Origin of the sequence: Erysipelatoclostridium sp. An173 (assembly GCF_963931465.1) — a bacterium.
GTDB classification, from domain to species: Bacteria; Bacillota_I; Bacilli_A; order Erysipelotrichales; family Coprobacillaceae; genus Thomasclavelia; species Thomasclavelia merdavium.
This window is the reverse complement of the sequence record NZ_OZ007017.1, coordinates 2322230-2341524: the sequence shown is the minus strand read 5'-3', so window position 1 is coordinate 2341524 and position 19295 is coordinate 2322230. Positions and strand designations below refer to the sequence as shown.

The 19295-nt window shown below is 36.1% G+C and carries 15 protein-coding genes, 3 rRNA genes and 2 pseudogenes; 8 read left to right on the top strand and 12 right to left on the bottom strand.

Translation table 11 applies throughout. The features are described from left to right. Window positions 1-45 precede the first annotated feature (45 nt). The 8 genes and pseudogenes from ABGT36_RS11660 to ABGT36_RS11625 all read right to left on the bottom strand — a co-directional run bounded on the left by ABGT36_RS11660 (window position 46) and on the right by ABGT36_RS11625 (window position 4219). Window positions 46-294, bottom strand: coding sequence for a hypothetical protein (locus ABGT36_RS11660; protein ID WP_346678126.1), 249 nt, complete (start codon window positions 292-294; stop codon window positions 46-48). A 54-nt stretch (window positions 295-348) separates the two neighbouring features. Then, entirely contained in the window at window positions 349-1710 is a 1362-nt protein-coding gene (locus tag ABGT36_RS11655; protein WP_346678125.1) for an ABC transporter ATP-binding protein, read from the bottom strand. Window positions 1711-1914: 204 nt separating this feature from the next. Next, on the bottom strand, window positions 1915-2199 hold the full coding sequence (locus tag ABGT36_RS11650) for an ABC transporter ATP-binding protein (RefSeq protein WP_346678124.1): 285 nt from the start codon (window positions 2197-2199) through the stop codon (window positions 1915-1917). Between the two features lie 15 nt (window positions 2200-2214). Beyond that, window positions 2215-2262 (bottom strand): annotated as a pseudogene (locus ABGT36_RS11645) (hypothetical protein); the annotation flags it as partial. A gap of 109 nt (window positions 2263-2371) precedes the next feature. Beyond that, the gene (locus ABGT36_RS11640) at window positions 2372-2680 is read right to left on the bottom strand and encodes an ATP-binding cassette domain-containing protein (RefSeq protein ID WP_346678650.1); all 309 of its coding nucleotides are present in this window, start codon (window positions 2678-2680) and stop codon (window positions 2372-2374) included. Between the two features lie 174 nt (window positions 2681-2854). Next, a pseudogene (locus ABGT36_RS11635) lies at window positions 2855-3312 on the bottom strand (ABC transporter transmembrane domain-containing protein); the annotation flags it as partial. A gap of 20 nt (window positions 3313-3332) precedes the next feature. Next, a complete protein-coding gene (locus tag ABGT36_RS11630) occupies window positions 3333-3608 on the bottom strand; it encodes a hypothetical protein (RefSeq protein WP_346678122.1) in 276 nt (91 codons plus the stop codon). Between the two features lie 71 nt (window positions 3609-3679). Then, window positions 3680-4219 (bottom strand): GNAT family protein, encoded by a 540-nt coding sequence (locus ABGT36_RS11625; protein ID WP_346678120.1) that lies wholly within the window; start codon window positions 4217-4219, stop codon window positions 3680-3682. A 323-nt stretch (window positions 4220-4542) separates the two neighbouring features. Here ABGT36_RS11625 and ABGT36_RS11620 point away from each other — a divergent pair, with 323 nt between their 5' ends. The 4 genes from ABGT36_RS11620 (at window position 4543) to rrf (ending at window position 10469) form a co-directional block, all read left to right on the top strand. Then, window positions 4543-5262: an N-acetylmuramoyl-L-alanine amidase gene (locus tag ABGT36_RS11620; protein ID WP_346678118.1), complete on the top strand. Its 720-nt coding sequence runs from the start codon at window positions 4543-4545 to the stop codon at window positions 5260-5262. A gap of 364 nt (window positions 5263-5626) precedes the next feature. Next, window positions 5627-7151: ribosomal RNA gene (locus ABGT36_RS11615) — 16S ribosomal RNA — on the top strand. Between the two features lie 214 nt (window positions 7152-7365). Next, window positions 7366-10274: ribosomal RNA gene (locus ABGT36_RS11610) — 23S ribosomal RNA — on the top strand. Between the two features lie 86 nt (window positions 10275-10360). Then, window positions 10361-10469 (top strand): 5S ribosomal RNA (rrf, locus tag ABGT36_RS11605). Together the 16S, 23S and 5S rRNA genes form the textbook arrangement of a ribosomal RNA operon. A gap of 532 nt (window positions 10470-11001) precedes the next feature. On the opposite strand, the gene istB (ABGT36_RS11600) is transcribed toward rrf, so the two are convergent. The 4 genes from istB (ABGT36_RS11600) to istA (ABGT36_RS11585) all read right to left on the bottom strand — a co-directional run bounded on the left by istB (ABGT36_RS11600) (window position 11002) and on the right by istA (ABGT36_RS11585) (window position 14939). Further along, entirely contained in the window at window positions 11002-11760 is a 759-nt protein-coding gene (istB, locus tag ABGT36_RS11600; RefSeq protein WP_087357274.1) for an IS21-like element helper ATPase IstB, read from the bottom strand. Next, window positions 11753-12616: a Mu transposase domain-containing protein gene (locus ABGT36_RS11595; protein ID WP_346678116.1), complete on the bottom strand. Its 864-nt coding sequence runs from the start codon at window positions 12614-12616 to the stop codon at window positions 11753-11755. Before ABGT36_RS11595 ends, istB (ABGT36_RS11600) begins: the two co-directional genes overlap by 8 nt. Before the next feature lie 315 nt (window positions 12617-12931). Continuing rightward, entirely contained in the window at window positions 12932-13690 is a 759-nt protein-coding gene (gene istB, locus ABGT36_RS11590; RefSeq protein WP_087285701.1) for an IS21-like element helper ATPase IstB, read from the bottom strand. Beyond that, window positions 13677-14939 (bottom strand): IS21 family transposase, encoded by a 1263-nt coding sequence (istA, locus tag ABGT36_RS11585; protein WP_346678114.1) that lies wholly within the window; start codon window positions 14937-14939, stop codon window positions 13677-13679. The genes istB (ABGT36_RS11590) and istA (ABGT36_RS11585) overlap by 14 nt, the downstream gene beginning before the upstream one ends. Before the next feature lie 135 nt (window positions 14940-15074). On the opposite strand from istA (ABGT36_RS11585), the gene istA (ABGT36_RS11580) reads away from it, so the two are divergent. The 4 genes from istA (ABGT36_RS11580) (at window position 15075) to istB (ABGT36_RS11565) (ending at window position 19293) form a co-directional block, all read left to right on the top strand. Beyond that, entirely contained in the window at window positions 15075-16289 is a 1215-nt protein-coding gene (gene istA, locus ABGT36_RS11580; protein WP_346678113.1) for an IS21 family transposase, read from the top strand. 26 nt (window positions 16290-16315) lie between these two features. Next, entirely contained in the window at window positions 16316-17068 is a 753-nt protein-coding gene (gene istB, locus ABGT36_RS11575; protein WP_346676893.1) for an IS21-like element helper ATPase IstB, read from the top strand. A gap of 217 nt (window positions 17069-17285) precedes the next feature. Continuing rightward, complete coding sequence (istA, locus tag ABGT36_RS11570) at window positions 17286-18548, top strand: IS21 family transposase (RefSeq protein ID WP_346678111.1); 1263 nt, start codon at window positions 17286-17288, stop codon at window positions 18546-18548. Then, window positions 18535-19293, top strand: coding sequence for an IS21-like element helper ATPase IstB (gene istB / locus ABGT36_RS11565; RefSeq protein WP_087285701.1), 759 nt, complete (start codon window positions 18535-18537; stop codon window positions 19291-19293). Before istA (ABGT36_RS11570) ends, istB (ABGT36_RS11565) begins: the two co-directional genes overlap by 14 nt. Window positions 19294-19295 lie beyond the last annotated feature (2 nt).

The following is a 19295-nucleotide window of genomic DNA, read 5'->3' as shown; positions in this document are numbered from 1 at the left end:
TTTAACGTAAATTGTTAAAGCCTGTATTGTTTTAAAAAAATAGTTCTATTCTAATTCAAAAGCGCCAGTATATAATTGATAATATTGACCTTTTTGTTCAATTAATTTTTGATGACTACCGCGTTCAATAATTCGCCCATGATCTAGTACAATAATTACATCTGCGTTTTTTACAGTTGATAAACGATGAGCAATTACAAAAGTTGTCCTACCTTCCATTAAAGCGTCCATTCCTTTTTGAATAATTGCTTCCGTTCTAGTATCGATTGAAGAAGTAGCCTCGTCTAAAATCATTACTGGAGGATTAGCGACAGCTACTCGGGCAATTGATAATAATTGTCGTTGTCCCTATGATAAATTGCTGCCGTTTTCAGCCAGCATAGTTTGATAACCGTTAGGAAGACGAGTGATAAAATCATCAGCACCTGCCAATTTTGCTGCTTCTATACATTCTTGGTCAGTTGTATCTAAACGACCATATCTAATATTATCCATAACAGTACCAGTAAACATATTAGTATCTTGTAATACAATTCCTAGTGAATGCCGTAAATCAGCCTTTTTAATTTTATTGATATTTATACCATCATAGCGTATTTTACCATCAGCAATATCATAAAAACGATTTAATAAATTAGTTATAGTTGTTTTTCCAGCACCAGTAGCTCCTACAAAAGCAACTTTTTGTCCAGGTTTGGCATATAAAGAAATATTATGTAAAACAGGTTTGTTTTCTTCGTATTGAAAATCAACATCATCAAGGACAATGTTACCAGTTTGTAATGTGTAAGTTATTGTATTATCACTTTTATGCGGATGTTTCCAAGCCCATAAACCAGTGCGGTGTTGACATTCTTTGATTTGTCCATCTTCATTAGTGATATTAACTAATGTAACATAACCATTATCAACTTCTACTTCTTGGTCCATTAGATCAAAAATTCTTTTAGCCCCAGCGATTCCCATAACTACAGCGTTAATTTGATGGGAAACTTGACCAATGTTACCAACGAATTGTTTAGTCATATTTAAAAATGGAACTGTAATACTAAGACTTAAAGGCATCATTGAAAGTGAAATATTAGGGACATCTAAAATTAGTAAACAAGCCCCAGTGACTGCAACAAGGACGTATAAAACATTACCGATATTATTTAAGATTGGTCCTAAAATATTAGCATAACGATTTGCTTTCATTGGTTGTTCATATAATTTTTCATTTAATGAATTCAAATCATTAAATGATTCTTCTTCATGGCAAAAGACTTTAACAACTTTTAAACCGTTCATCATTTCTTCTACAAATCCTTCTACTTCCCCTAAAGCTTTTTGCTGGTTAAAGAAATAACGAGCCGAGTTACCACCGATTTTTTTTATCAAGATAAACATCACTACTACCCCTAAAAGAATTACTCCAGTGAGCCAGAAGCAATAATAAATCATGATAATAAATATTGTTAAGACAGTAACTCCTGAAATCAATAATTGCGGCAAACTTTGTGAAATCATTTGTCTTAAAGTATCGATATCATTAGTATAATGGCTCATGATATCACCATGGTTATTAGTATCGAAATATTTAATTGGTAAATATTGCATTTTTGCAAACATTTTTTCTCGTAGTTTCATTAATGTTCCTTGAGTGATAATGGCCATTAATTGATTATAAATAAAGCCTGCAGCTAACGATAAAAGATAGAAAGTTGCCAAGATTGCAACATAAAAAATGATTTGATTACCAATGTTATCCCAAGAACCATTTTCCAGTTATCTTCAACTAGGGCAATAATATTTTGCATAAAGATAGTAGGGATTGAAGAGATCACAGCATTAAAAATGATACAGATGATTGTTAAAGGAAACATAATAGGATAAAATTGCTTAATTGTTTTTAATAATCTTAAAATGATACTATTATTTTTCACTGTTATCACCTGCCTTGTTTTGAGAATTGTGAATTTCCTGATAAATTTTATTAGTTTTTAATAATTGTTCATGGCTGCCAACTGCATCGATACTGCCACTTTCCATTACAATAATGCGATCATCATTTTCGATTGAAGAAGTTCTTTGAGCAATAATTATTTTAGTAGTTTCTGGAATAAACTCACGCATTCCTTTACGGATCTTAGCATCAGTTTTGGTATCAACAGCACTAGTTGAATCGTCTAAAATTAAAATTTTAGGATGTTTTAACAAAGCTCGAGCAATACAAAGACGCTGTTTTTGACCACCTGAAACATTGCTACCACCTTGTTCGATATATGTATCATAGCCATCAGGAAATTGATTGATAAATTCATCGGCGCAAGCTAATTTACAAGCTTGGATAATTTCTTCGTCTGTAGCGTTTTTGTTACCCCAGCGAAGATTATCTTTTTATTGTTCCTGAAAACAAAAGATTTTTTTGCAATACGACAGCAACGTTATTTCGTAAAGTTTCTAGATCATATTCTTTAACATTATGCCCTCCAACTTTTACTACTCCTTCGCTAGCATCGTATAATCTGCTGATTAACTGTATTAATGTCGTTTTTGAAGAGCCGGTACCGCCAATAATACCAATTGTTTCTCCAGAATTAATAGTTAAGTTGATATTGACAAGGGCCTGGCGTTTGGCTTTAAGTGAATATTTAAAGCTTACGTTTTCAAATTCGATTGAACCATCAGAAACTTCCATGATTGGATTATCTGGATTAGTAAGGGTACTTTGTTCTTGTAATACTTCTACAATTCTTTTACTAGATTCACCAGCCATGGTAATCATTACAAAGACCATCGAAAGCATCATTAAACTATTTAACATCATAAAACTATAAGTTAAAAGTGATGATAATTGTCCCACATCTAAATCTAAACCGTGGCTAGTAATGATGGTATAAGAACCAAATGATAAAACAAAGACCATTACGGTATAAATACAAAATTGCATTAATGGATTGTTGATAGCTAAAATTCGTTCTGCTTTGGTGAAGTCCTGGCATACATCTTTAGCGGCAAAATTGAATTTTGTTTGTTCGTAATCTTCACGTACAAATGATTTAACTACTCTAATTCCTTTGATGTTTTCTTGAATTGAACTGTTTAAATTATCGTATTTTTTAAATACTTTTTTAAATAATGGCATTGTTTTGTAGATTACAATTCCTAGACCGATTGCGAGAATTGGAACGACAAATAAAAAATCCAAGCCATTTTTCCACCCATATAAAAAGCCATACAGAAGGCAAATATTAACATTAATGGAGCTCTAATTGCAGTACGAATAATCATCATATAAGCATTTTGAACATTTGTAATATCTGTTGTCATTCTAGTTACCAAAGAGGATGTTAAAAACTTGTCGATATTTTCAAAGAAAATTTTTTAATATTATTAAACATATCTTTGCGTAAATTTTTAGCTAGACCACATGAAGCAACGGCACATGACGAACCTGCTAAAGCTCCAAACATTAAAGATAAACCAGCCATTAGTATTAAAATTAAACCATATTTTAATATTGAATCCAAATCAGCGCCGCTTTTTACCTGGTTTACTAGTGTTGCAATAATAAAGGGAATTAAACATTCCATTACTACTTCACCGCTAACTAAAATAGGTGTCATAATTTAAGCTCGTTTATATTCACGAATACTTTTTGCTAATACTTTTATCATTAAAATTTCCCCTTTTCATTTTAATTAAAACATTGAAAATCATCTTTATTTAGACGATAATCATAGGCTGTTTGTAATTGTCCTCTAGAATCCTTGTAAGTATCTTTTTCAATTTGATGCAGTTTAGCCCCTAATGATTCATAGACGTGCCTTGCTCGTTTGTTGTTAATATTTGTTGTTATTTTAATTTGTTTATAATTGTATTTAAATAGTTCGCTAATAAGCATCGATAGCAAGATTTTACCATAGCCCTTATTTTGATAAGTTAATTCACATATTTTTATACCAATTTCAGCTAAGTTTGCACTACGATGAAAGTAAATCATTTCCCCAATTTTTTGTTGATCAATTTCAATAATAAGACGACATTTTTCTTTAGGGTCATTTTCTGTTTTTAATTGTTCTATTACGTCATCTAAACTTATTTTTAATCCATCATAAAATCCAGCGTGAGCCATAACGCGACCATCATTCCACCAATGATATAAAATTGTAGCATCGTCAATGGTTGCATTTCTAATAATGATATTTTGATATTGTAATTTCGTAGATTCCTCCAAGTATAAAATTATTATTTTTAAATATGTAATTATTATAAAACAAAAATAGTGATTATATAGATATAATTTATATTTATAAATTAGTAAAAATAATAAGTAAAGTTTATAAAAAAAGACGAGCTGCGATTATCAACTGGATTTACGTGATAGTCACAACTCGTTGTATTTTTATAAATTAAATTGTCTAAATAAAAAAACAGCATATAAATAATAAAATATCAAGGTTAGCCAGATTATTAAAAGAGGTATAATTAAATTTTTCTCAATTATAAGAAAAATACATTTATTTGTAGCTATTTGCATATAATCCTATAGGTGATTTTGTGAAAAGAACATATCTAATAATAATGATTACAGTAATGGTATATATAGCAAGTAATCTATTTATCAAAAAAACAGAAATTCCTGTAAATAGTGAACAAACTTTAAAAAACGTTTCTATTGTTATAGACCCAGGACATGGTGGGTTGGATAATGGAGCAAGTGCCGGATCTGTAAACGAGGCAGAGCTGAATCTGGAAATATCATTTGCGTTAAAAGAGGAGCTTGAAAATCGTGGTGCTACTGTAAACCTGACCAGGGAAGATGAGCAGGATCTAACAAGACGTAATCATCATTACTCTAAACAGGATGATATGTATCTAAGAGTAAAAAAGATAGATTCATTCAACAGTGATTATCTGATCAGTGTTCATCTGAATTCAGCACTTTCAAGCAGTGTCTGGGGTTCTCAGGTGTTTTATTACAATAACAGTGAAAAGGGGAAAAGATTAGCTAATGAGATCCATGAGTCAATGAAAGAGATTACTGGAAGCAGCAAGGTTATTTCAGGGGCAGATTTCAGAGTGCTGAGAGCTACCAAAACAGTAGGAGTGCTTATAGAATGCGGGTTCATTTCCAATCCTAACGAACGGGGCCAGCTGCAAAGCAGCAGATATCATAAAAAACTGGCGGTTCAGATATGTGATGGTATAGAAAATTATCGTAATAAATACCCTGAAGATACAATTAATCAGGATGATTATAAGAAAATGCTTGAATGATCTGAAAGCAGAAAGTCACTGCTGTCTTATATCAAAAAAACAAAGAGATAAAAAATGACAGGGAAAAACGATGATAAAAAGGGAGAAAAAGCGGGAAGGGATAAAAAAAGTAAAAAAAGGTATTTACAAAGGAGAGAGGATGTGGTAGATTAATAGGGCACTCGAGAGAAGGAGCGAGGTTCAAAGGAAGGGCCGAGCGAAAAAAGTAAAAAAAAGAATTGACAAACGAGAGAAAAGAGTGTAGGATAAACTAGTCGGCAAAAGAGCCGGAGAGGACATTGAAAACTGAACAGAATCGAAAAGAACACACGTCAATTAATAGATAAAAAGAGAGCAGAAGCCGATAGGCTTTGAAAAGGATAAGACAATGGAGAGTTTGATCCTGGCTCAGGATGAACGCTGGCGGCGTGCCTAATACATGCAAGTCGAACGCGAGCCTTAGGGCTCGAGTGGCGAACGGGTGAGTAATACGTAAGCAACCTGGCCTTTACAGGGGGATAACTGATGGAAACGTCAGCTAAGACCGCATAGGTACAGAGATCGCATGATAACTGTATTAAAAGTGCTACGGGACTGGTAGAGGATGGGCTTACGGCGCATTAGCTTGTTGGAGGGGTAACGGCCCACCAAGGCGACGATGCGTAGCCGACCTGAGAGGGTGACCGGCCACACTGGGACTGAGACACGGCCCAGACTCCTACGGGAGGCAGCAGTAGGGAATTTTCGGCAATGGGGGGAACCCTGACCGAGCAACGCCGCGTGAAGGAAGAAGGAATTCGTTCTGTAAACTTCTGTTATAAAGGAAGAACGGCACATATAGGGAATGATATGTGAGTGACGGTACTTTATGAGGAAGCCACGGCTAACTACGTGCCAGCAGCCGCGGTAATACGTAGGTGGCGAGCGTTATCCGGAATTATTGGGCGTAAAGAGGGAGCAGGCGGCAGCAAGGGTCTGTGGTGAAAGGCTGAAGCTTAACTTCAGTGTGCCAGAGAAACCGGGCAGCTAGAGTGCAGGAGAGGATCGTGGAATTCCATGTGTAGCGGTGAAATGCGTAGATATATGGAGGAACACCAGTGGCGAAGGCGACGATCTGGACTGCAACTGACGCTCAGTCCCGAAAGCGTGGGGAGCAAATAGGATTAGATACCCTAGTAGTCCACGCCGTAAACGATGAGTACTAAGTGTTGGGAGTCAGATCCCAGTGCTGCAGTTAACGCAGTAAGTACTCCGCCTGAGTAGTACGTTCGCAAGAATGAAACTCAAAGGAATTGACGGGGGCCCGCACAAGCGGTGGAGCATGTGGTTTAATTCGAAGCAACGCGAAGAACCTTACCAGGTCTTGACATCCGGATAAAGGCTCCAGAGATGGAGAGATAGATATATCCGAGACAGGTGGTGCATGGTTGTCGTCAGCTCGTGTCGTGAGATGTTGGGTTAAGTCCCGCAACGAGCGCAACCCCTGTTGCTAGTTGCCATCATTAAGTTGGGGACTCTAGCGAGACTGCCGGTGACAAGCCGGAGGAAGGCGGGGATGACGTCAAATCATCATGCCCCTTATGACCTGGGCTACACACGTGCTACAATGGACGGATCAGAGGGAAGCGAAGCCGCGAGGCGGAGCGAAACCCAGAAACCCGTTCTCAGTTCGGATTGCACTCTGCAACTCGAGTGCATGAAGATGGAATCGCTAGTAATCGCGAATCAGAATGTCGCGGTGAATACGTTCTCGGGCCTTGTACACACCGCCCGTCACACCACGAGAGTTGATAACACCCGAAGCCGGTGGCCTAACCGAAAGGGAGGAGCTGTCTAAGGTGGGATTGATGATTGGGGTGAAGTCGTAACAAGGTATCCCTACGGGAACGTGGGGATGGATCACCTCCTTTCTAAGGAGAAAGCAAGTGTGGAGATTCTGTTTAGTTTTGAGTGGACCTTATTGAGGGAAACTCAGGAAGAGATCATTGAAAACTGGATAATAGAAAAGCGAAAGAGAGAAGATCGAGATAAAGAGATATCAAGGTCTTTCTAAGAAAGTCGAAGAAAACTAAGAAACAACGAGAAGAAGTTGAAGATAGAAAGTGATCAAGCGACACCGAAGAAGGTAAAGTAAGAAAGGGCGTATGGCGGATGCCTAGGCACAGAGAGGCGAAGAAGGACGCAGCAAACAGCGAAATGCGACGGGGAGCAGTAAGCATGCAAAGAGCCGTCGATATCCGAATGGGGGAACCCACCCGGGATAGAGACCGGGTATCCTGGAGTGAATAGATAGCTCCAGAGAGGCGAGACTCAGGGAACTGAAACATCTAAGTACCTGAAGGAAGAGAAAATAAAGAAATGATTCCCTAAGTAGCGGCGAGCGAAAGGGGAAGAGCCCAAACCGGCAAGAGCCGGGGTAGTAGGGCTGTCAAAAAAGGGCAAGAAGACATTATAGGCGAACGGAATGGGAAGTCCGGCGAAACAGGGTGACAGCCCCGTAGCCGAAATAGTGAGGAAGTCCGAGACAGTACCTGAGTACGGCGGGACACGAGGAATCCTGTCGGAAACAGCCAGGACCATCTGGTAAGGCTAAATACTACTCTGTGACCGATAGTGAACCAGTACCGTGAGGGAAAGGTGAAAAGAACCCCGGGAGGGGAGTGAAAGAGAACCTGAAACCATATGCCTACAAGAAGTTAGAGCCCGTTAAAGGGTGATAGCGTGCCTTTTGTAGAATGAACCGGCGAGTTACGATATGGAGCGAGGTTAAGCAGGATATGCGGAGCCGAAGCGAAAGCGAGTCTTAAGAGGGCGAAAGTTGCATGTCGTAGACCCGAAACCGGGTGATCTAGCCATGGCCAGGTTGAAGTTGGGGTAAAACCCGATGGAGGACCGAACCGACCCCCGTTGAAACGTTGGCGGATGAGCTGTGGCTAGGGGTGAAATTCCAATCGAACCCGGAGATAGCTGGTTCTCCCCGAAATAGCTTTAGGGCTAGCGTCGAGGCAAGTGATGTGAAGGTAGAGCACTGAATATGTGATGGCCCCATCCCGGGGTACTGAATATAATCAAACTCCGAATGACACATAAACATCCTCGGCAGTCAGACAGTGGGTGATAAGGTCCAGTGTCAAGAGGGAAACAGCCCAGACCATCAGCTAAGGTCCCAAAATATATACTAAGTGGAAAAGGATGTGGAGATGTCGAGACAACTAGGAGGTTGGCTCAGAAGCAGCCATCCTTTAAAGAGTGCGTAACAGCTCACTAGTCGAATGACTCTGCGCCGATAATTTACCGGGGCTAAGTATATTACCGAAGCTATGGATTTGCGCAAGCAAGTGGTAGGGGAGCGTTCTATATGCGGCGAAGGCGTACCGGAAGGAGCGCTGGAGCGTATAGAAGAGAGAATGCCGGTGTGAGTAGCGGAACGTGGGTGAGAATCCCACGCACCGAAAACCCAAGGTTTCCAGAGGAAGGTTCGTCCGCTCTGGGTAAGTCGGGACCTAAGGCGAGGCCGAGAGGCGTAGCCGATGGACAACAGGTGGATATTCCTGTACTTACGGTATGAATGAAGGAGTGACGGAGAAGGCTAGGTGATCCTGCTGCTGGAAAAGCAGGTGCAAGCGAGGTAGCTGACAGCCAGGCAAATCCGGCTGTCATAAAGGCGAAGGCGTGATGCGTATGGAAAGCCGAGGCAAGTACAGAAGTCATTGAAGCCAGCTTCCAAGAAAAGCTTCTAGTGCGAATCATACAGTAACCCGTACCGAAAATGGACACACATGGGTGAGGAGAGAATCCTAAGGTGAGCGAGAGAACTATAGCTAAGGAACTCTGCAAAATGACTCCGTAACTTAGGGAGAAGGAGTGCTCATAGAGATATGAGCCGCAGTGAAACGGCCCAAGCGACTGTTTACCAAAAACACAGCTCTATGCTAAGTCGAAAGACGACGTATATGGGGTGACGCCTGCCCGGTGCTGGAAGGTTAAGAGGAAGTGTCAGCGCAAGCGAAGCACAGAATTGAAGCCCCAGTAAACGGCGGCCGTAACTATAACGGTCCTAAGGTAGCGAAATTCCTTGTCAGGTAAGTTCTGACCCGCACGAAAGGCGTAACGATTTGGGCGCTGTCTCAGCTGTAGACTCGGTGAAGTCTTAGTACCTGTGAAGATGCAGGTTACCCGCGACTAGACGGAAAGACCCCATGGAGCTTTACTGCAGCCTGATATTGGACTTTGATGCAGGATGTACAGGATAGGTAGGAGACTGAGAGACATGCACGCCAGTGTGTGAGGAGTCGCTGTTGGGATACTACCCTTTGTGTATTGGAGTTCTAACCGGATGCCATGGAACTGGTGACGGGACAGTGTCAGGTGGGCAGTTTGACTGGGGCGGTCGCCTCCCAAAGAGTAACGGAGGCGCCCAAAGATACCCTCAGCTTGGATGGAAACCAAGCGCAGAGTGCAAAGGCAAAAGGGTGTTTGACTGCGAGACCCACAAGTCGAGCAGGGACGAAAGTCGGGCTTAGTGATCCGGCGGTGCTGAATGGAAAGGCCGTCGCTCAACGGATAAAAGCTACCCTGGGGATAACAGGCTGATCTCCCCCAAGAGTTCACATCGACGGGGAGGTTTGGCACCTCGATGTCGGCTCATCGCATCCTGGAGCTGAAGTCGGTTCCAAGGGTTGGGCTGTTCGCCCATTAAAGCGGTACGCGAGCTGGGTTCAGAACGTCGTGAGACAGTTCGGTCCCTATCTGTCGTGGGCGCAGGAAGTTTGAGAAGAGCTGTCCTTAGTACGAGAGGACCGGGATGGACATATCAATGGTGGACCAGTTGTCACGCCAGTGGCACAGCTGGGTAGCTAAATATGGAAGGGATAAACGCTGAAGGCATCTAAGTGTGAAACCCACTTCAAGATGAGACTTCCCAATACGAAAGTATATAAGACCCCTTAAAGACGATAAGGTAGATAGGTCAGGAGTGCAAGCATGGTGACATGTTCAGCGGACTGATACTAATAGGTCGAAGACTTGACCAGAAGCGGTAGAAACTTGAAAGAGACGAAGAGCTTTGCTATTATCTAGTTTTGAGTGATCTTGAAAAAGACACTTGAAAAAAAGAAGATCTGGTGGCGATAGCATGATGGACACACCTGTACCCATTCCGAACACAGAAGTTAAGCATCATAACGGCGACGATAGTACTTACGTGCAACAATAGCTAGCTGCCGGTTCTTCTTTTTTATTATCTGGAATTTTTTGTTAAATGATACCAGTATATTATTTATATTTATTAAATTTTTTAACAATAAGGATTAACTTATGAATTTTATATGAGTTAATCCTTTTATTGTTGATAAAATATAATTAATATTATATTTTAGGTTTAATTGCTGTATGTTTATAATTATGCTTAAGTCAATTTTCAGTATACTAATATTTATTTATCAAATTTTTACATATAATAATAGTTGTATCTATTTTGCTTTTAACGGATTATTTTACTGCTTGTTGGTTAATTTTCTATTAAAATTTATATTAAGGTAAGTTTGTTTGATATGATCTTTCAATATTTTTACTCAAATTAGTTTTATATTGTAAAATAAATTTTTTATAAATTAACTGTTAATTCATCAATTTTAATTATTATCGTTTTATTAATAAAAAAATGACAGGTATAAATGTCAATATAATTTTGTACAAAAATGATCATTTATGATGTACAATTGTGTTCCTTCTCAATATAATCAAGAGCATTTTTAAGTATTAGGATTCCTCTTCATTTGGCTTCATTTGATCTTTTAATCGATAGGATTTACCCGTTATAGTTACCACGTGCGCATGATGAAGGATTCTGTCTAAAATAGCGTTTGCCATGACCACATCACAGAAGACTTCATCCCACTCACTAAAATTGATATTTGTAGTTAATATCGTGCTTCTTTTTTCATAACGTCTATCTATCAATTGAAAAAACAATTTCGCATCATCTTTATTAATCGGAAGATAGCCAAGTTCATCTATGATCAGTACTTTATATTTGGTAAAATGGCGAAGTCTATCTTCCAATCTGTTCTCGTTATTTGCTTTCTTCAATTGTTGAATAAGATTATGACATTTGATGAAATATGTACTATTTCTACGCTTTGCCGCGGCAATGCCTATACTTACAGCCAGGTGTGTTTTACCTACGCCACTATTACCCAGAAATACGATGTTTTCACAATTCTCGATGAATCTGAGTGTCTCAAAATCCAATATCTGCTGTTTGTTTATTGATGACTGAAAATCAAAATCAAAATCCCTTAATTCTTTATGATGAGGAAATGCCCCTACCTTAACCATTGACTTGACCATATTCTTTTCTCTATGATCGATTTCTATCTGCGTCAATTTGATCAATCCTTCTGTAAAAGATAGATTGTTTCTGGTTATATAATCCAACATCTCATCTAAATTTTCATTCATTTGACTTAACTTCAAGTAATTCAGGTTATTTTTCAATTGCATATATGTACTACTCATTGTATATTTCTCCTATCAAATTTAAATTTGCCTTGGCTAATTGTTTGATTTCATCCGAACTGTCTTTAAAACTTACTTCATATATTTTTTGATAATGTTCTTCATGATAATTATATTTTGATTGAGATATTTGATGAATTGTTATAAGTCTTGTGTTAGAATACACATGTATATAATCATCAAATATCTGTAGTTTCACTGTTTTACCAATATATTCTGGTGGTGCGGAATATTTATTACCTTTATAGGAAAACAAACTCTGTGAATCTACTTTTACTGGTCTAATGGTGATTTTATACTGATTTCTTATCTTTTCTTGTGGTAAAGGGGATAAGAAATCTTTTTCTTTTTGGATATGAAGTTTCGGAATTTTTCCTATTTCACTGTGCACCTGGCAATTATTTCTTTCATTGATTTCCATTACTTTTTCATTCAGTTGTGCATAGTTCAGCTTCCCATTATAAGCATATAGTTCATCCCATAATTTCATTGGCGCTTCAACCTTCCCTTTACTCCATGGTTTTCCGGCAATACAAGGTTTCACTATAAAGCCATAATCATCCGCAAACTGTTGAAACTTTGCATTGACCTTTCCACTCGAATATTCTGTTCTTGCCTCATCCATGACTGTTTTCATATTATCGGTTTTTAAGATGTCAGGCACACCACCAGCTGCTTCAAATGCCTGATCAAGATAATGAAACAGAGCACCCTGCTTTTTTGTAAGTGAGATGAAATTAATCCTATATCTTGAATAGGAATATACAAGTGCAAAGATATTTAATTCAATAACCTCACCTGTGCTTAAGGTATAATGCATATTTTCCTTCCAATCCAATTGTGCCTCAACTCCCATACCAGTCTCTCTTTTGATTGACCGATGATTTGTCATATTGTTTCTAATTTTACCATTTACTGTCCTGTTTGTTCTGCCATTAAAGTATTTATCAAATTCCTCATGCTGGCTGATCCACTTTCTAAAATGGGAAGCTGAGCACTCTAATCCATGATTATCTTTTAGATATTGCTGTTAATAGTAAAATAAAGATAACCAAAAAGGTTGGTATAATAATTACCAGTTTCGGTAATGAAAAACTATCCTAAGGTTATCTTTTTTGATAGAATCTTCTGTATTTATAAAAGTCAAGATAATTTGACCAATTTGTTGCAATTAAGTGTTCTCAGTTTTTTTAGGATTTAATTTATCTTTGATTCGATAAGATGGACCTGTGATATTAAATAAATATGAATAATGAAGAATCCTATCTAATATGGCTTTAGTTATCATTTCATCATTTCCTAATATCTGTGGCCATTTATCAAATGAAATATTGCTTGTAAAAATAGTAGATCGTTTAGTATATCTTAAATCAATCAATTGAAAAAATAATTTAGCTTCCAGTGGTGTTATTTCATTAAATCCAACTTCATCAATGACTAGCAGCTTATACTTATAAAAGAGTCTTAGTTTTCTTTCTAATGTCCCCTCATTATATGCCTGTCTTAGTATATTGATTAATTTATTAAATTTAATAAAATATACACTATTTCTTCTTATAGCTACTGTATATGCAATTGCTATTGCCAAATGTGTTTTTCCAGTACCAGGGTTACCTACAAATACGATATTTGTAGCATTTTCATAAAAATCTGATTCAATAATGGATCTTATTTTTTCTTCTTTTATACCTGGCTGAAAATTAAAATCATAATCATCAACTTTTCTTAGAAAAGGAAATGCTGCTACTTTTACATTATAAAGTCTGTTATTCTCCTCTTTAGCTATCACTTCCTTATTCAGTATCTTATGCATTACATGCAGTTCTTCTTCAGCTATTTCATTATTCATTACTAATGAATTTAAATATGAATATGCTGATTTCAGTTTTAAATAATTCAATTGTTCCAGTACATCATTAGTCATTGTCATAAATTATATTCTCCAGTTCTTTTAATATTATTTGATTGCTTTCTTTAACTGCCTGCTTATCTGTTTTCTTATAATAAAGTTCATGTTCTTCTTTTATATTAAATTTATTATTAGTAATAGGATGTTTTTCAATAATTTTTCCGTTATAATATATAAGAAGTTCTTTGTTTTGGACCACTAGTCCGACACGTTTTCCAATATATTCTTGTGGTAGGGAATATTTATTGTATTTATACTGGAATAGTGATTCATTTGTAACATAGACTTCATTTAATTTAAGGTGATACCTGCTTCTGATTTCTTTGCTGGGTAACGGAAGCAGATCACCTTTTTCTTTTTCTAAAAGAAAATTTCTAGGAAGCCTTGTTGCCTGTGAGGAACGTTCATTATCCTCGTTATTGATTATTTCCAGTTTGTCATGTATATCAGATAATCCGCTATAATAACCGTTATAATTTTTAAGCTGATCCACTATCTTATTTTGTGTCTCAGTTTTTCCTTTGGTTTGAGGTCTATATGGCATACATGGCATAGGTGTTATTCCATAATCTTTACAGAATTCTTCAAATTTACTGTTTAATAAAGCTTTATCATCAGCTGATTTACGAGGCTTTTCTACAAATGCTTTAAGATTGTCAATGACCAGTTCTTTAGGAACACCACCGATTTCTTCAAATGCCTGGGCTAAAAATATTAACAGGTTATCAGTTGTAGGTTTTAATATTACCTGCCTGTAATTATATCTTGACCATGATAAAGTCAGAGTAGGAATATATACTACTGTCTGCGTGCCATTTTTATCTGTAAGTTTAACTTTTTCTTTCATATCGAACTGAGCCTGTTGACCAGGATTGGTTTCAAAACGTTCGATAAAAGAATCGGTTCTGTTATTTTTAAATTTACTATTGAGCTCTTCGTTATCCTTAATGTATCTGAAAAATGTCGAACGTGTACAGGTGATACCATGTTCACGTTTCATAAAATAATAAATATGATCGATATAATCAAAATTTCTCTGTTCATCACACAAATATTTGTATATAAGATCTTTATAATCATCTAAATATCTTTTTCTGTTTCTTGTTTTTTTAGGTGCGATACCGTTTAGCCTTCTGCTTAGTGTTTTTCGGCTACAGTTTAATTCTCTTGCAAGTTTAGAAATATTCAATTTAATTTCTCCTTCCTTATAGGCTCTGCTTAACATTAAAGCCTGATCCAAATTATTTATTTTAATGACTGCTGTATTCAATATAATTCACTCCTTTACAGGAAAGAATTATATCAAAAAAGATTACCCTGATTAATGCAAAGTGTAACCACTTATCTGCAACAATTTGGGTAATCTTATTTTAACTTTTATAGTATTCAAATACAGGAGATTATTATGGAAAGAAATATTATAGGAGATTTATTAATTTTGAAACAAATGAATATTAAACCAAACTTTAGCGAACTTGCCAGAATCTACGATATGGATAGACATACAGTAGCTAAATACTGGCGTGAAGGAGGAATAAAAAAAGTGGAACGTAAACCTAGAAAAAGTATTCTGGATAAATATAGCGATGAAATCACTAGATTGTTTGAGAAGCCTGGTGTTCATAAACGTGCTGCATATGAGTATCTTCTAGACAGGTATGGTGAGGACAATATCGGAACTTACAATAATTTTAAATATTACACTTGGAAACGTGATATGAAGCCACAAAAAACTGTCAAGCCTCATGTCAGATATGAAACAAGGCCTGGCCAACAATTGCAGGTAGACTGGAAAGAAAATCTTAGAATGACGACCATTTATGGTGAAGTCATAGAATTCAATCTCATGACATCTACACTTGGCTATTCACGTGAACATATATTTGTCTATACCAAAGGAAAAACAACTGAAGACTTCCTTAGATGCATCATCGATACCTTATACAGGCTTGGAGGAACCCCTGAACATATACTTACTGACAATATGACAGCTGTAGTGAGCATTACTAATGGCTCTAAAAGAAAGCATCAGAAAATCAGAGCCTTTGAAAAGGATAGCGGCATGAAGATAAGGCTATGCAAAACAAGAAGTCCACAGACAAAAGGAAAAGATGAATCAGCCAACAGATTCATTTCCTGGCTGAATGCATATGATGGCGAGATTGAAAATGAAGAAGAACTTATCCATCTTATTGAAAAGATCAATAGACGAGTCAATAACACCATCAATCAGACAACGAATATGCCGCCGCATGTTCTCTTTGAAAAAGAAAAGGAATATCTCAGACCCTTACCAAACAAAGTGATGCTTGATAGCTATGTAGATAATGTCATTACGCAGATAGTGCCACCAACACTACTGGTTACCTACAATGGATCTGGATATTCCGTTCCTACAAAGTTTATCAACAAAAGAGTCAAGCTAGTACCAATTGAAAATAAACTTTATGTATATTTTAACACAGAACTTGTGACAGTACATCAAATAAACAAAAATAAATTCAACTACAAACACGATCATTATCAGGAGGCACTGCATCATACAATCTGCAACAAGGATATAGATATCGATGCAATTGCAGAAGAAAATTTAAAACTGCTTGAAAGGATAGGTAAATAAGGATGGCAACAAACTATAACAGGCTCATGAACAATCTGGAAACATTGAAGCTCGATCGCATAAGAGAATATTTAGATACATATATAAGCATGGTAAATGAAGGAAAGAAGGATATGGTGGAAGCACTATATGAACTGACTAATTTTGAAATGGAACTTAGGAATGAACGAGCGATGAACGCATGCGTGAAGGTGGCCAATTTCCCATATATAAAAACATTTGAGGATTTTGATTTTTCATATCAGCCTTCGATCAGCAAGGAGCAGATACTTGATTTTAGAAATCTCAGATTTATGGAAAAAACAGAAAATATTCTTCTCATTGGAACCCCAGGTGTAGGAAAAACACATCTGGCGACATCAATTGGAATAGAAGCAGCAAAAAACAGAAACAGTACATATTTTATAAACTGCAATGATCTCATCCTACAGCTAAAAAGAGCCCATCTAGAAAACAGACTAGAAACACGATTGAAATTCTTTGCAAAATATAAGCTACTTATCATAGATGAGGTAGGGTTTCTTCCGCTGGATAGCGAATCATCGAATCTTCTTTTTCAATTGATAACAAAAAGGTATGAGAAACACTCAACAATCATAACAACCAACAAATCACTGTCACGATGGGGAGAGGTTTTTGGTGATAATGTATTAGCGAATGCAATCTTAGACAGACTTATTCATCATTCACACATCATAAATATCACAGGAAGGTCATATCGAACAAAGGATAAGATATCCATGATTGAAGATGATGATCATAACAACCAGAACTGGTGAAAATTAAACTAACACTTTTGGTAAATTTTATATTGACATTAACAATTGCCATAAAACTCTTTTATAAAAGAAAACCTGAGTATTTTGATTGATCAGCAAGTCATATATAAAAGTTAAAATAAGATTACCCAAATTGTTGCAGATAAGTGGTTACACTTTGCATTAATCAGGGTAATCTTTTTTGATATAATTCTTTCCTGTAAAGGAGTGAATTATATTGAATACAGCAGTCATTAAAATAAATAATTTAGACCAGGCTCTAATGTTAAGCAGAGCCTATAAGGAAGGAGAAATTAAATTGAATGTTTCTAAACTTGCAAGAGAATTAAACTGTAGCCGAAAAACACTAAGCAGAAGGCTAAACGGTATCGCACCTAAAAAAACAAGAAACAGAAAAAGATATTTAGATGATTATAAAGATCTTATATACAAATATTTGTGTGATGAACAGAGAAATTTTGATTATATCGATCATATTTATTATTTTATGAAACGTGAACATGGTATCACCTGTACACGTTCGACATTTTTCAGATACATTAAGGATAACGAAGAGCTCAATAGTAAATTTAAAAATAACAGAACCGATTCTTTTATCGAACGTTTTGAAACCAATCCTGGTCAACAGGCTCAGTTCGATATGAAAGAAAAAGTTAAACTTACAGATAAAAATGGCACGCAGACAGTAGTATATATTCCTACTCTGACTTTATCATGGTCAAGATATAATTACAGGCAGGTAATATTAAAACCTACAACTGATAACCTGTTAATATTTTTAGCCCAGGCATTTGAAGAAATCGGTGGTGTTCCTAAAGAACTGGTCATTGACAATCTTAAAGCATTTGTAGAAAAGCCTCGTAAATCAGCTGATGATAAAGCTTTATTAAACAGTAAATTTGAAGAATTCTGTAAAGATTATGGAATAACACCTATGCCATGTATGCCATATAGACCTCAAACCAAAGGAAAAACTGAGACACAAAATAAGATAGTGGATCAGCTTAAAAATTATAACGGTTATTATAGCGGATTATCTGATATACATGACAAACTGGAAATAATCAATAACGAGGATAATGAACGTTCCTCACAGGCAACAAGGCTTCCTAGAAATTTTCTTTTAGAAAAAGAAAAAGGTGATCTGCTTCCGTTACCCAGCAAAGAAATCAGAAGCAGGTATCACCTTAAATTAAATGAAGTCTATGTTACAAATGAATCACTATTCCAGTATAAATACAATAAATATTCCCTACCACAAGAATATATTGGAAAACGTGTCGGACTAGTGGTCCAAAACAAAGAACTTCTTATATATTATAACGGAAAAATTATTGAAAAACATCCTATTACTAATAATAAATTTAATATAAAAGAAGAACATGAACTTTATTATAAGAAAACAGATAAGCAGGCAGTTAAAGAAAGCAATCAAATAATATTAAAAGAACTGGAGAATATAATTTATGACAATGACTAATGATGTACTGGAACAATTGAATTATTTAAAACTGAAATCAGCATATTCATATTTAAATTCATTAGTAATGAATAATGAAATAGCTGAAGAAGAACTGCATGTAATGCATAAGATACTGAATAAGGAAGTGATAGCTAAAGAGGAGAATAACAGACTTTATAATGTAAAAGTAGCAGCATTTCCTTTTCTAAGAAAAGTTGATGATTATGATTTTAATTTTCAGCCAGGTATAAAAGAAGAAAAAATAAGATCCATTATTGAATCGGATTTTTATGAAAATGCTACAAATATCGTATTTGTAGGTAACCCTGGTACTGGAAAAACACATTTGGCAATAGCAATTGCATATACAGTAGCTATAAGAAGAAATAGTGTATATTTTATTAAATTTAATAAATTAATCAATATACTAAGACAGGCATATAATGAGGGGACATTAGAAAGAAAACTAAGACTCTTTTATAAGTATAAGCTGCTAGTCATTGATGAAGTTGGATTTAATGAAATAACACCACTGGAAGCTAAATTATTTTTTCAATTGATTGATTTAAGATATACTAAACGATCTACTATTTTTACAAGCAATATTTCATTTGATAAATGGCCACAGATATTAGGAAATGATGAAATGATAACTAAAGCCATATTAGACAGGATTCTTCATTATTCATATTTATTTAATATCACAGGTCCATCTTATCGAATCAAAGATAAATTAAATCCTAAAAAAACTGAGAACACTTAATT